This window comes from Staphylococcus sp. 11-B-312 (assembly GCF_016743055.1).
Classification (GTDB): Bacteria; Bacillota; Bacilli; order Staphylococcales; family Staphylococcaceae; genus Staphylococcus; species Staphylococcus ureilyticus.
In genome coordinates, this window is the sequence record NZ_CP068241.1 from 1,150,052 (window position 1) to 1,165,028 (window position 14,977).

The 14,977-nt window shown below is 32.4% G+C and carries 9 protein-coding genes and 1 pseudogene; 5 read left to right on the forward strand and 5 right to left on the reverse strand.

The window, feature by feature from the left end; all coding sequences use genetic code 11:
* Positions 1-561 precede the first annotated feature (561 nt).
* Complete coding sequence (locus tag JG554_RS05525) at positions 562-1,653, forward strand: bifunctional 3-deoxy-7-phosphoheptulonate synthase/chorismate mutase (protein WP_046206831.1); 1,092 nt, start codon at positions 562-564, stop codon at positions 1,651-1,653.
* Between the two features lie 310 nt (positions 1,654-1,963).
* Entirely contained in the window at positions 1,964-2,953 is a 990-nt protein-coding gene (gene ccpA / locus JG554_RS05530) for a catabolite control protein A (protein WP_070039731.1), read from the forward strand.
* A 193-nt stretch (positions 2,954-3,146) separates the two neighbouring features.
* On the opposite strand, the gene JG554_RS05535 is transcribed toward ccpA, so the two are convergent.
* Together JG554_RS05535 and JG554_RS05540 are read right to left on the reverse strand one after the other, a co-directional pair.
* Positions 3,147-4,301, reverse strand: coding sequence for an acetoin utilization protein AcuC (locus JG554_RS05535; protein ID WP_064208830.1), 1,155 nt, complete (start codon positions 4,299-4,301; stop codon positions 3,147-3,149).
* A 17-nt stretch (positions 4,302-4,318) separates the two neighbouring features.
* Positions 4,319-4,951 (reverse strand): N-acetyltransferase, encoded by a 633-nt coding sequence (locus tag JG554_RS05540; protein WP_070039729.1) that lies wholly within the window; start codon positions 4,949-4,951, stop codon positions 4,319-4,321.
* A 181-nt stretch (positions 4,952-5,132) separates the two neighbouring features.
* Between JG554_RS05540 and acsA the strand changes: the two genes are divergently transcribed.
* Together acsA and JG554_RS05550 are read left to right on the forward strand one after the other, a co-directional pair.
* A complete protein-coding gene (gene acsA, locus JG554_RS05545) occupies positions 5,133-6,842 on the forward strand; it encodes an acetate--CoA ligase (RefSeq protein ID WP_046206834.1) in 1,710 nt (569 codons plus the stop codon).
* A 303-nt stretch (positions 6,843-7,145) separates the two neighbouring features.
* Positions 7,146-8,813 carry a formate--tetrahydrofolate ligase gene (locus JG554_RS05550; protein WP_046206835.1) on the forward strand — a complete coding sequence of 556 codons (1,668 nt, stop codon included), beginning with the start codon at positions 7,146-7,148 and terminating at the stop codon, positions 8,811-8,813.
* Between the two features lie 259 nt (positions 8,814-9,072).
* On the opposite strand, the pseudogene JG554_RS13345 reads toward JG554_RS05550, so the two are convergent.
* Both JG554_RS13345 and JG554_RS05565 read right to left on the reverse strand, forming a co-directional pair.
* A pseudogene (locus tag JG554_RS13345) lies at positions 9,073-10,614 on the reverse strand (IS3 family transposase).
* 105 nt (positions 10,615-10,719) lie between these two features.
* Positions 10,720-11,631: a biosynthetic peptidoglycan transglycosylase gene (locus JG554_RS05565; protein WP_064208831.1), complete on the reverse strand. Its 912-nt coding sequence runs from the start codon at positions 11,629-11,631 to the stop codon at positions 10,720-10,722.
* 397 nt (positions 11,632-12,028) lie between these two features.
* On the opposite strand from JG554_RS05565, the gene tyrS reads away from it, so the two are divergent.
* Positions 12,029-13,291 (forward strand): tyrosine--tRNA ligase, encoded by a 1,263-nt coding sequence (gene tyrS, locus JG554_RS05570; protein WP_064208832.1) that lies wholly within the window; start codon positions 12,029-12,031, stop codon positions 13,289-13,291.
* Positions 13,292-13,569: 278 nt separating this feature from the next.
* Here the strand turns inward: tyrS and JG554_RS05575 are convergent, their stop codons facing one another.
* A complete protein-coding gene (locus JG554_RS05575) occupies positions 13,570-14,856 on the reverse strand; it encodes a S1C family serine protease (protein ID WP_070039309.1) in 1,287 nt (428 codons plus the stop codon).
* Positions 14,857-14,977: the final 121 nt, after the last annotated feature.

Consider the following 14,977-nt stretch of genomic DNA (forward strand, 5'->3'; position numbering starts at 1 on the left):
TGTCCATGCTTGGCTAGGATATGGTTCGAGCCTGTAGTCTCTCACTCATAAGATTCCCCTGGGTGTCAGCACATTACAAAATCAGTATAATTGATATTTTGTTATTCAAAAAATAAGGCACTTACGTATAATTTAATAAACATTACTCAACTAAATTAACGAAATGCCTTATATGTGAAATGTATATCTTTACTCAATATACACTGTCAATGGACACTTCAGTACTTATTCCTACAATTATCAGTAAACTAAAAATTAACGAATCAACTACCCGCATTAGATAACATAAGTATAGTTACTTATGTTAAGTGGGGTTTAATATCCTTGCATACGCTGTGATGAGCGTTGGTATAAATTGATTATTTATGGAATAGTGTAAAAATACGGCTAGAAAATAACAGAAAATTCAGTTATCATTAAACGTATTCACTTTAAAATTGATTTTTTACGTTTGAGACTTGAACTTATATGCAGTTATTGTTAGAATTACGTTTAACAAATATTTTATCGCTTTAAAGCAGAATAAAATATCGCTGTAAAATTTTCATAGAGGTGACTAAAATGACAGACAAATTACAAGAATACAGAGATGAAATTGTTGGAATTAATGAACAAATACTAGACCTTTTATCTAAAAGAGGGAAGATTGCACAAAAAATAGGTGAAGAAAAGCGCAAGCAGGGTACAATGGTTTATGACCCTCAACGTGAAAAAGAAATGATTAACCAACTATTAGATAAAAACGAAGGTCCGTTTAATGATAATGTGATTAAACAACTATTTAAAGAAATATTTAAAGCCTCTACTGACTTGCAAAAATCAGAGAATGAAAAACATTTATATGTATCTAGAAAATTGAAACCAGAAGATACGATTGTTCAGTTTGATAATAAAGGTATTATCGGTGACGGTAATAAATCTTTTGTTTTTGGTCCATGCTCAGTTGAATCACAAGAACAAGTAGATACAGTTGCAGCAGATTTACAAGCCAAAGGTGAAAAGTTCATTAGAGGTGGAGCGTTTAAACCTCGTACATCACCTTATGATTTCCAAGGTTTAGGTGAAGAAGGACTAAAAATACTTAAAAATACAAAAGATAAATATGGTTTAAATGTTGTAAGTGAAATTGTAAATCCAGCAGATTTTGAAATCGCTGATCAATATTTAGACGTTTTCCAAATTGGTGCGCGTAATATGCAAAATTTTGAATTATTAAAAGAAGCAGGACGTTCTAATAAGCCAGTATTATTAAAACGTGGATTAGCCGCTACAATCGAAGAATTTATCTTTGCAGCTGAATATATTGCATCGCAAGGTAATGAAAATATAATTTTATGTGAACGTGGTATACGTACATATGAAAAAGCTACAAGAAATACATTAGATATTTCAGCAGTACCGATTTTAAAACAGGGGACACATTTACCAGTTTTAGTAGATGTTACACATAGTACTGGACGTAAAGATATCATGTTACCAACTGCAAAAGCAGGTTTAGCTGTTGGTGCTGATGGTATTATGGCAGAAGTTCACCCAGATCCTTCTGTTGCATTAAGTGATAGCGGTCAACAAATGGATTTAAATGAATTTGAAAAATTTTACAATGAATTAAAACCATTAGCTGATATGTATAACAATAAACAATTAAAATAATTTATATCATACGATGACTTTATAACCTCTATTTTGCATACTAATTATTTAGGTGCATATAGAGGTTTTTATATTTCTTTTAATAGCAATTCATACGAATTTATACTAATATTAATTACTATTTTTGAAAATGATTGTAATAGAAATAAAAACATATACTTAAATAAGATTTAATAAATTATTATGAAATTGACATTATTATGACATTCAAATCAAAATGATTTTACATTTTCGAAAAATATGGTAAACTTTGAAAATGTTATGAAAACAGAGTATAATGATAAAGAAATCGCTTTCAAGGAGGAAGTTTATGACTGTAACAATTTATGATGTAGCTAGAGAAGCAAGGGTATCTATGGCTACTGTTTCGCGTGTCGTAAATGGTAACCAAAATGTAAAACCGGAAACACGAGACAAAGTGAACGAAGTTATTAAAAAGTTGAGTTATCGTCCCAACGCAGTAGCAAGAGGATTAGCAAGTAAACGTACGACGACTGTTGGGGTAATCATCCCAGATATTTCAAATGTCTATTATTCACAACTCGCACGTGGTTTAGAAGATATTGCTACAATGTACAAATATCACTCAATCATATCGAATTCTGATAATGACCCTGGCAAAGAGAAAGAAATTTTTAATAATTTATTAAGTAAACAAGTAGATGGTATTATCTTTTTAGGTGGAACGATATCAGAAGAAATTAAAGAATTGATTAATAAATCATCTGTACCAGTAGTCGTGTCAGGTACGAACGGTAAAGATGAAGGAATTTCATCTGTCAATATCGATTTCCAAACAGCTGCAAAAGAAATCACAGCGCACTTAATAGAAAAAGGAGCAAAACGATTTGCTTTTGTAGGCGGAGACTATTCCAAAAAGGCACAAGAAGATGTGTTAGAAGGATTAAAAGAGGTTTTATCAGAAAATCAATTAACATTAGATGAACAATTAGTTTTCAATGGCAATGAGACCTATAAAGATGGTTTACGTGCATTTGGTGCATTAAAATCTAGTAAACCAGATGCTATCTTATCAATTAGTGATGAACAAGCAATTGGTTTAGTTCATGCAGCACAAGATGAAGGTGTAACTGTTCCAGATGATTTACAAATTGTTAGTTTTAATAACACACGTTTAGTTGAAATGGTTAGACCACAATTATCAAGTGTGATTCAGCCGTTGTATGACATTGGTGCAGTGGGAATGAGATTATTAACCAAATATATGAACGAAGAAGAAATTGATGAACCTAATGTGATTTTACCACATAGAATTGAATACAGAGGTACTACAAAATAAAGTTAATAAAACAGCAGAATTTGGACATAAATTTTATGTAACATGATTTCGTTGTCCGAGTTAAGTAAAAATGAACAGGATTTAAGTGTCACCTGAGCTGCAACTCGTGCAATAGCCCCACTAACTCAACGAACTGAGTAGTGGGGCTTTATCATGTCTGTATTTTTATGTAATAAAATAATGAATACCAATGTTATTTAAACCAACTTAATACTTGAGTTGCATGTTTCATATTGATTTCTGTAATTTCTTTACGTCTAGGTATTAATTGATAATCTAGTTTTTGGTCTTTCCAAGTTGTAGGTAATTCACAAGTAGCATAGGGTGTCCACTTAGCGATCCACTTTTCAGGTAATTCGCCTTGCTGTTGTTGTTCACCAATTAATGCTAAAAAAACATGCGTCCATGCCCTAGGTACAACTTTCCAAATATTGTAACCACCGCCACCAAACATAATTACTTTTCCATCAGTATATTTATCTGCTAATGCTTTAATTTTATAGGGGATTTCATATAGTGCATTTAATGTACAACTCATATGTGTGAGTGGGTCTAAATAATGAATATCTACACCGTGCACACTCACAATGATATCAGGTTTGAAAGAGGCAACCACAGGTTCTAATGTTTCATTTAAGACTTCTAGATAAGAATCATCTTCTGTGTAGGGTTCAAGTGGTATATTGACGGTATAACCGAAGCCTTGTTCATTGCCGCGTTCTGTATAGTTTCCCGAACCAGGGAATAAAAATTTGCCTGTTTCATGTATAGAATAAATTAATGCATCGTTGTTAGTGTAAAAACTCCATTGTGTTCCATCCCCATGATGTGCATCTGTATCTATACACATTACTCGTAAATCATAATGCTTGATGAGATAAGCAATCGTAATTGCCACATCATTGTATATGCAGAAACCATTGGCACGACCTGGCAAACTATGATGTAATCCACCACCTAAATGGCAACCATTGGTGAATGTACCGTCCATAATTTTATCAGCTAAATTAAGGGCACCACCCACAATGCGTGCACTGTGTTTATGCATCATTCTAAACTGTAGTGTATCGCTTCCATCTAAGCCATATTTCTTGGCTTCATTGTCATTTAAAATGCCATGTGATGCACGTCTAATAGATTGTATATAATCATAGCTATGAATCAAATTTAATTCGTCATCTGTAGCGATTCGCGGTTTAACAATGTGTTCAGGTTTTAAATAACCTAAATCACTTAATAGTTCAGTTGTCAGTTTCAATCTCATTTGATTGAAAGGATGTTGATTACTAAAACGGTATTGTAAGATTTCGTTTGAATAAACAAAACCAGTTTTTTGGGTATTGCTCATATTGATTTAACTCCCCTTTAAAAGAAAAAGCGATTCTTGTATCTTAAATCATCGAATGCTTGTAATTGATCAATGGAAATGCGTGCACCTATTCTTGCCATTAAACAATTTGCTGGATGACTAGTGATTTCAGGATCATCTGTAGCAAAAATTTCTAAGCCCCCATAACCCATTAATTTTTGCATTAATTTTTTATAAGCAAAAACATCTAGACCAGAATTTTTTAAATCCCAATGCCAATAATACTCAGTAGTTAAAACGATATAATCTTCATATTCATCAGCCGTCAAACTTAAACGAATGAGTTTACTGCCTAAATGTAAATGTCGATAAGGTAAACTGATTTCTATCGCACCCAGTTCAATTAAATACTCAAGGTTACCATCAGACCAACGTTCTAATGGATCAGGATAGTGATAAGTGACATAACCTACAATATGGTCATGCTTTCTAATCACAAAAATTCTACCTTCTTTTAATTCACTAATTTCTTTTATAGCTATAAATTGATCGTTAGGTTGTCGAAAAGCAGAAAGTCCATCATCAAAAGTCATAAGTTCAAGATTTTCTCTAGAGACAGGGCCTTCTATTATAAATGTACCTTCGTCCAAATGAAATGTTTGAAATTGATACGTTTTTATATGTTCCATTTTTTCACTCCAAACGACTGTAGATGAATGTCATATTCACCCTTTAATACTTTTAGTATAAGTGATTTCGGAGGAAATTAACACGAAAATGTATCCGTTTACACCAATTATTTTGAAAATTGTGAATTTGTTAGTTATAATATGCATTAAGCATTCGATTTCATTAAGAGGGGGATTTAGAATGAAAGTAGAAGTATATAAAGGGGAAGAAGGAAATTTTAACCTTCAAAACTATGAGAAACAATACAACAACTTTGATTGGAAAGAGGTCGAAAAAGCATTTTCATGGTATGACACAGGTAAAGTGAATATGGCGCATGAATGTATCGATCGCCATGTGGATGAAGGTAAAGGAGAAAAAGTTGCACTTCATTATAAAGATGATCAGCGACAAGAAAGTTATACTTTCAGTGAAATGAAATCAAAATCAAATAAAGCTGCAAATGTTTTAAAAGATAAAGCCAACGTTGAAAAAGGTGATCGTGTATTTATTTTTATGCCAAGAACACCTGAACTTTATTTTGCGTTATTTGGTATTTTGAAAATAGGTGCAATTGTAGGCCCATTATTTGAAGCATTTATGGAAAAAGCTGTTGGGGATAGACTAGAAAATAGTGAGGCAAAAGTAATAGTTACTACTAACAGTTTATTGCCAAGAATACCTGTAGATAAGTTACCAAATTTAGAAACAATCATTGTAGTTGATAATGATGTAGATGGTGCATATGTAGATTTCAATAGTGAATTTGAACAAGCGAGTGATCAATTTGAAACGGAATGGTTAGATTTAGATGATGGTTTGATTTTACATTATACATCAGGCTCAACTGGTCAACCTAAGGGCGTATTACATGCGCAAAAAGCGATGTTAGTACATTATATTTCAGGTAAATATGTACTTGATTTTAAAGATGATGATGTGTATTGGTGTACAGCAGATCCAGGATGGGTCACTGGAACATCTTATGGTATATTTAGCCCTTGGTTAAACGGTGTTACGAATTGTATTGCGGGAGGTAGATTTTCTCCTGAAGCATGGTATGGTATGATAGAAGAATTTAAAGTGACTATATGGTATACGGCTCCAACAGCATTAAGAATGTTAATGAGTGCTGGTGATGATATTGTTGAAAAATATGACTTGTCATCATTAAAGAGTATTTTATCTGTCGGAGAACCATTAAACCCTGAAGTCATTAAATGGGCAAAAGATGTATTTGGACTGCGTGTGCTAGATACTTGGTGGATGACTGAAACAGGTGGCCATATGATTGTAAACTATCCTTCGATGGATGTGAAATTAGGTTCAATGGGTAAACCATTACCAGGTATTGAGGCATCAATTGTAGATGATCAAGGTAATGAATTACCTCCTAATCGCATGGGTAATTTGGCAATTAAAAAAGGTTGGCCATCCATGATGATTTCTATTTGGAATAATCCTGAAAAATATGAATCGTATTTCATTGGTGACTGGTATGTATCTGGAGACTCAGCTTATAAAGACGAAGATGGATATTTCTGGTTCCAAGGTCGTGTAGATGATGTAATCATGACTGCTGGTGAACGCGTAGGTCCATTTGAAGTAGAATCGAAATTAGTGGAGCACGAAGCAGTTGCAGAAGCAGGCGTCATTGGTAAACCAGATCCTGTACGCGGTGAAATTATTAAAGCATTTGTTGCGCTACGCCCTGAATTTGAGGAAAGTGATGAGTTAAAAGAAGAAATTCGTAAGTTTGTTAAAGAAGGTTTAGCTGCACATGCTGCACCACGTGAAATAGAATTTAAAGAAAAATTACCGAAAACACGTTCAGGTAAAATTATGCGTCGCGTACTAAAAGCATGGGAGCTTGACTTGCCAGAAGGCGACTTAAGTACGATGGAAGATTAATTAAATACAAAGTGTTAAAGTTTTATTTCACATGCAAAAATTGCTAAAAACACTCCTTTATTGATAGGTTTTAACTTTGCTTAAAATTTTGAAATAAAGGAGTTTTTAGTGTAATAAAACAATATGAGTATAAATGTATATCATAATTTTACAAAAGTAGCTTATTATTTTGAAAGCGTTATCTCTATTAATCGACAACACAACATTATTTGGTTATTATGAATATGTAAGGAATTTTGACTCACTGATTGAAATTTGATTTTTAATAGTGATTAAAATTTATAAAAGAAGGGGCGAATGAATTTGGCACATTTATCAGACTTAGATATTGCTAATCAATCAACATTACAACCTATAGGGGACATAGCTGAAAAAGTAGGTATTCCAGCAGATGCTTTAGAACCATATGGACACTATAAGGCTAAGATAGATATTAACCAAGTTAAACAAAAAGATAACAAAGGGAAAGTCGTATTAGTAACAGCTATGAGCCCAACACCAGCTGGTGAGGGGAAATCAACAGTTACTGTTGGTTTGTCTGATGCATTTAACCAATTAAAGAAAAATGTAATGGTTGCATTACGTGAACCAGCTTTAGGACCAACGTTTGGTATTAAAGGTGGAGCGACAGGTGGCGGATACGCTCAAGTGTTACCGATGGAAGATATTAACTTGCATTTTAATGGTGATTTCCATGCGATTACTACAGCGAACAATGCTTTATCAGCATTTATTGATAACCATATTCATCAAGGCAATGACTTAGGCATTGACCAAAGAAGAATTGAGTGGAAACGCGTTTTAGACATGAATGATCGTGCGCTAAGAAATGTAATCGTAGGATTAGGTGGGCCAACGCAAGGTGTACCACGTGAAGATGGTTTCAATATTACAGTGGCTTCAGAAATTATGGCAATTTTATGTTTAGCTAATGATATTCAAGATTTAAAATCTAAAATCAGCAAAATTACAGTAGGTTATACAAGAGATCGTAAACCTGTCACTGTTGCGGATTTAAAAGTTGAAGGTGCATTAGCAATGATACTTAAAGACGCAATCAAACCAAATTTAGTCCAAACGATTGAAGGTACACCTGCATTAGTACACGGTGGCCCATTTGCAAATATTGCACATGGTTGTAACTCAATTCTTGCTACTCAAACAGCAAGAGAATTAGCTGATATTGTCGTAACAGAAGCAGGCTTTGGCTCAGATTTAGGTGCTGAGAAATTTATTAATATCAAGGCACGTGAAGCAGGATTTGAACCATCAGCAGTCGTAGTAGTAGCTACGATTCGCGCGATTAAAATGCATGGCGGCGTTGCAAAAGACAACCTTAAAGAAGAAAACGTTGATGCATTAAAAGCAGGAATTGTAAACTTAGAACGCCATGTAAATAACGTGAAAAAATATGGGTTAGAACCAGTGATTGCATTAAATGCATTTATTCACGATACAGATGCAGAAACTAAATTTGTTCAAGAATGGGCAAAAGAAAATGGTGTACGACTAGCTTTAACAGAAGTTTGGGAAAAAGGTGGTAAAGGTGGTATCGATTTAGCTAACGAAGTGTTAGAAGTGATCGAACAACCACAAGATTTCAAACATTTATATGAACTAGAGCAACCATTAGAAGATAAAATTGAAACAATCGTAAAAGAAATTTACGGCGGTAGCAAAGTAACATTTAGTAGTAAAGCTCAAAAACAATTAAAACAATTTAAAGAAAATGGTTGGGATCATTATCCTGTATGTATGGCCAAAACACAATATTCATTTTCAGATGATGCAACGTTATTAGGTGCACCTGAAGGTTTTGAAATTACAATCCGTGAATTAGAAGCGAAAACAGGTGCAGGGTTTATTGTCGCACTGACTGGTGCAATAATGACAATGCCTGGTTTACCTAAACAACCTGCCGCATTAAAAATGGATGTTACAGATGATGGACATGCAGTTGGTTTATTCTAAATATTTGTTTAAAAAGTTTAGAAAAAGGCCTAACGATTTCTGACTTTAAAATAGGGGTCAATTTATAACGAAACTGACCTCAATCAGTGAGACTAAATAAAAACACTTTCGTTGGATTCGTTTTAAATGAATCATTCGAAAGTGTTTTTCTATGTGCAATGTTGTTTATCTTAGAGATATAAAAACTAACTCATTTACGTGAACTGCACCCTGTCAAGTAGACAGTGAAAAAAACAAAATGTTTATGGCTACCTTATATTTACGATATAAGGGTAGCCATTTTTAATGTTATTCTTTCTTGATTAAAAAATTCTATATATGAATTAATTGCTTTTATTGCTGTAGCCTTGTCTTTAAAAATCACTTTTTTTCTTCCTCTAAACAATTCACTTTTAATAGTTCCCCATACACCTTCCATAGGTCCATTATCTATGCAACATCCTGGTCGTGACATACTTTGTTTTATACCAAGTTGCTCTAACGTAACTTTAAATAATCTGCTTGTATATTGATATCCTCTGTCGCTATGCAAGAGTATACCTTCGGTATTCGGCACAAGTTTGACTGCTTTTTTGAGCGTATCTAATACAAATTTATTGTTATTTGAGGTACTTAATTTATGACTGATAATCTGTTTGCTGCCTAAGTCATAAATAGCACTTAAGTAAAGTTTTTTACCATTGCTGAGTTTGAATTCTGTAACGTCAGTTAACCATTTTTTATTTGGGATTTGTTCTTCAAATTTTCTATTTAATATATTATGTGCTGTAATTTCAGGTGTTGTTTTAATATATCGTTTTCTTTTAGGGCGGATAGTAGATTTTAGATTAAGTTGATTCATCAATCTATAGACACGTTTATGATTTACTTTTTGATGTAGTTTAAGTCTTAAATATATGTATATACGACGATATCCATATATGCCTTTGTATTTATTGTAGATATCAACGATATCTTTGATTAATTTTTGATTTTCAATTTCTTTATTTGATGGTTTGCGATGTAACCATTTATAGTAACTTGAACGTGATATCTTTAATACTGAACATAACCAAGCTATCGGATAAAGGTTTTTAAATGCTTTTACCGTTTGGTATGATGCTTTTTGTCTGATGCCTGTTTCATCAACTTCCTTTCTATTTCTTCTTCCTTTTTAAAACGTCATTTTCCATTTGAAGAAATTTATTTTTCTCTTTAAGTATCTTAATTTCAGCTTTTAATGCCTCTTCAGGTGTTAATACAGACTGGGGTTTCCCTTTTCCACGTCCATCTTTAAGCCCATCATACCCATGCAAGTTGTACTTTTTACCCAGTTATATACTTGGCTATAATTGATGTTAAAATGATTTGCTGTTGTCTTATACGATTGGCCATGATTCATATAATAATCAACGATTTCTACACGATCTTCAAATGTTAATGATTTATATTTCAATTGATACACCTCGGGTTTTGGAGAATATGTTTTTAATATTTTACCCGATAAATACTTTGAAATCCATTTGTTTACAGTTGAAGTAGTGGGGATATTATATTTAACTACTAAATCAGTTAAAGATAGGCCATCATTTATATATTCGTTCACAACTTTAAGCTTAAATTCATTTGAGTAGGTATTATTTCTTTGAATTGGTAAAAGCACCTTTATTCCATGCTTCTTAAATTTATAATAGTTAATCAATAATGTTCTAGGAGAACAATTTAAATTTAATTTTTGAATTACATTTTTCATACTATATCCTTCTTCATATAAGCTGAAAGCTTTTTGATAAGTTTCAGGTGATAATTTTCTATGAGTCATAAAAAGCTCCCTTCAAAGTTTACATTTTTAAGTGTCTACTTTGAAGGGAGCATATCATACGTATGGATTAGTCTTTACTTTGGTAAAATATATTAATGAATTATTTTATTTAGTCATTAAATGAGATTTAATATCATAATTTTCTGCACGTCTATAATCATAAAGGGTAATTTCATCTTCTACTAACATACGTTTTAATACATAATGCTGTCTATTTAAACTGACTTGGATTTGATCACTAGGTTTAAGTGAGCCATCTTCATTATAGGGTGTGTAATAGTAGGGACTTTGTAATAACCCAACTAAATAAGCAGATTCAGCAATATTCAAATCCTCAGCAGGTTTGCCAAAAATACTATAAGCAGCTGAACCTATCCCAGAAATATTTGTGCCATTATAATCACGACCAAAAGGAACAATATTTAAATATGTATATAAAATTTCATCTTTAGTCAGTATTTTTTCAGCACGCATTGAGAGTACTAGTTCATTTGCTTTTCGGTTATATGTTTTTTTATTGGTTAAAACTTGATTTTTAACAAGTTGTTGTGTAATTGTACTACCGCCCGTAGCATCCATCGAATTAAATATATCTTGACCAATCGCCCTTAAAACGGCTTTAGGTAAAATACCATTATGTTGAAAGAACAAGCTGTCTTCTGAAGCGGTTAATGCTTTGATCACATTACTATTAACATGTTTTGGACCAACGATAAGTGTATTAATAGAATTGTTATATTCTGATAAAATGTTATCACTTTTATAATCAATATCTTCATTACCAGACACATTTAATAATTTATGTTTTAATTCATTATCTGACATATGCGTTGCTTCTTTTGTTAAATTTTGAAAATAAAGTACAGATATTGCGAGTAAGATAACCAAAGAACAGCTAAATATGAAAAACAAACCTACGAAAAAGTGTTTGATTTTTTTATAAATAAATTCAAACTGTTCCAGTCTAGTAAGTTGTTTATTTTTATGATTGTCTATATCAAACGTCTGTTTTTCCATAGTGGTCCTCCTTAGCTAAACAGTATTATAACATAATACAGAGTGTTGACTTTTAAAATAGAATTAAATATAATTAATATCAATTCGATATCGTTTTTGGATAGAGGAGAAGTAATATATTGTATCATCTTCAGAGAGTTAGTGATTGCTGCGAACTAACGTTGGTCTTTATATGAATACACCTTTATAGCGTAATTATCCAAACGTTTTAGTTAATGAACGTATCATTAATAAAGTTGTTTGACTTAAAGTATGGTGGTACCGTGCATATGCGCCCTTACATAATTATGTAAGGGCGCTTTTTTGCATTTTCTGAGATTATTTTCTTGAATCATAGAAGTGATGCAAATAAAGCCTATTCAAAACTTTATCAATATTTAATTAGGAGGTTGATATCATGACAAATGCATTAATTGAAGAATTAAAATGGAGAGGCTTAATTTATCAACAAACGGATGAAACAGGTATTGAAAATTTATTAAATAAAGAACAAGTTACGTTATACTGTGGTGCCGATCCAACTGCAGATAGTTTACACATTGGTCATTTATTGCCGTTCTTAACTTTACGTCGTTTTCAAGAGCATGGTCATCGACCACTTGTGTTAATTGGTGGCGGTACTGGAATGATAGGTGACCCATCTGGTAAATCAGAAGAAAGAAAGTTACAAACTGAGGAACAAGTTGAAACCAATGTACAAGGTATTAGTAAACAAATGCATAAAATTTTTGAATTTGACACAAATAAAGGTGCAAAACTAGTTAATAATAAAGATTGGCTTGGACAAATATCATTAATTGAATTTTTACGTGATTATGGTAAACATGTCGGTGTAAATTACATGCTAGGCAAAGATTCTATTCAAACGCGTTTAGAACACGGTATTTCATTTACAGAATTTACTTACACAATTTTACAAGCAATTGATTTCGGACATCTTAATCAAACATACAATTGTAAAATTCAAGTGGGCGGTTCAGACCAATGGGGCAATATCACTAGTGGTATTGAACTCATGCGTCGTATGTATGGAGAAAATGAAGCATTTGGTCTAACGATTCCTCTAGTAGTTAAATCTGATGGTAAAAAATTTGGTAAAACAGAAGGTGGAGCAGTATGGTTAGATGCTGACAAAACAAGTCCTTATGAATTCTACCAATTTTGGATTAATTCAACAGATGAAGATGTTATTAAATTTTTAAAATACTTCACATTTTTAAGTAAAGCAGAAATAAATGATTTAGAAAAATCATTGCAAGAAGCACCGCATTTACGAGAAGCACAAAAAGCATTAGCTGAAAATGTAACTAGATTTATTCATGGCCAAGATGCATTAGATGATGCAATTAGAATTTCACAAGCGTTATTTTCAGGTGATTTGAAATCACTTTCAGCTAAAGAATTAAAAGAAGGATTTAAAGATGTACCACAAGTTGACTTAAACCACACGACTTCGAACATTGTTGAAGCCATTGTTGAAACGGGCATATCTTCATCTAAAAGACAAGCACGTGAAGACATAAATAATGGTGCGATTTATATAAACGGTGAAAGACAACAAGATGTAAATTATGAATTGTCAGATGAAGATAAGATCGATAATGCATTTACAATTGTGCGTAGAGGTAAGAAAAAATACTTTATGATTAATTATAAATAAGGACATTTTTAATCGTAAGAGTTGAAAGATAAAAGGTGAGTGAAACTGAAATCTAATTTTATTAAAATGATTTTGTCGTCCCACCACTAGTAGTGAAGACTACATTTGAAAAAATTAGAACTTAAGCTCATGCATAAGTCCCACTACTCAATTTATTGAGTAGTGGGACTTTATCATCTACTGACAATGTAAAGGAGTCTGGACATCATTGATGTCCAAACTCCTTTTTTAAAGATTAAGTTTTGTGTCTTGTTTTCTTAACATATTAATACATTTTATTAATTAAAAGGGACGGCTTCTTCTTTAGATGAGTCTGTGCTATTGGACTTTTGTTCTGTTAATTTTACATCAACACTTTGTGTTTTACCTTTTCTTTCAATTGTTAAATTAACATTATCTCCCGGTTTTTTATGTTCATATAAATAAGAGCGAAGTTCTGTATCTTCTTTGACTTTTTCATCATCAATTTTTGTAATAATATCGCCTTCTTTTAATCCACTATCAGCATATACTTTGGCTACATATATACCATGTTTTTTATCTGTGTTTAATTGTTTTTTATATTCATCTGGAATTTCGCTTAAATTTAGTAAACCAATACCAATAGAAGGGCGATCGATTTTCCCATTTTTAACGAGTTCTTTAATTGTAACTTTCACTTCGTTACTAGGTATTGCGAAACCAATACCTTCAACTTGTTCATTTGCTATTTTCATAGAATTTATACCTACTAAATTCCCATTTAAATCTACTAATGCACCACCAGAATTACCAGGGTTAATGGCTGCATCCGTTTGTAGTACATTTACTTTGTTCGCACCTGCTGATGTTTGCGTATCAATTGTACGTTCGCTAGCTGAAATGATACCTGATGTTACAGAATTTGCGAATTCTAAACCTAGTGGGTTACCCATTGCAAATACGCTGTCACCAGTTTTTACTTTAGAAGAATTTGCAAAGTCTATCGCTTTTGTACCTTTGGTATCATCAATTTTTAATACAGCAATATCAGTAAGTGCATCTTTACCTATTAATTTGGCATCTACTTGTTTAGAGTTATGTAATTGTACTTTAATTTCACTAGCACCATCGATTACGTGATTATTTGTAACAATATATGCGAATCCATTATTTTTTTGATAAATCACACCAGAACCCACGCCAGCTTCTTCTGATTTAGCAGATTTTCCTTTAAGTAAGTCATCTAAATTTTGAGCTTTTTGCATATTAATGACACCAACAATTGCAGGTGACACATCTGTAATCATTTGATTCACAGAATCATACTTATCACTTTTGCCATCTAATGAATTACCAGCATTATTGTTATTATTCGCTTCTTTAACAGTTGAACCGTTATCTTCCAAAACTGTATTTTCCATTACTTTACCAATACCTAAGACGATGAGTGCACCTATGATACCAGCTATGAGTGCAACAAGTACAGTTTTGAACCATGGAAATTTTGGTTTTGTTCGTTTACTAAATGTTGGTCGGCTGTAATTTGATGTTTGCGCATCAGGTTGTTTATTGTTTGTATTTTGATCATTGTTCAAATCTGACATATTATACCTCCGATTTATTCTTTAACTCCTATTATGAAAGCTTTGTCCAACTTTTTCTAGTATATCACTATACAACTTTAGACTGAAATATAAATTATCTTGTTCATTAATGCACTAAATG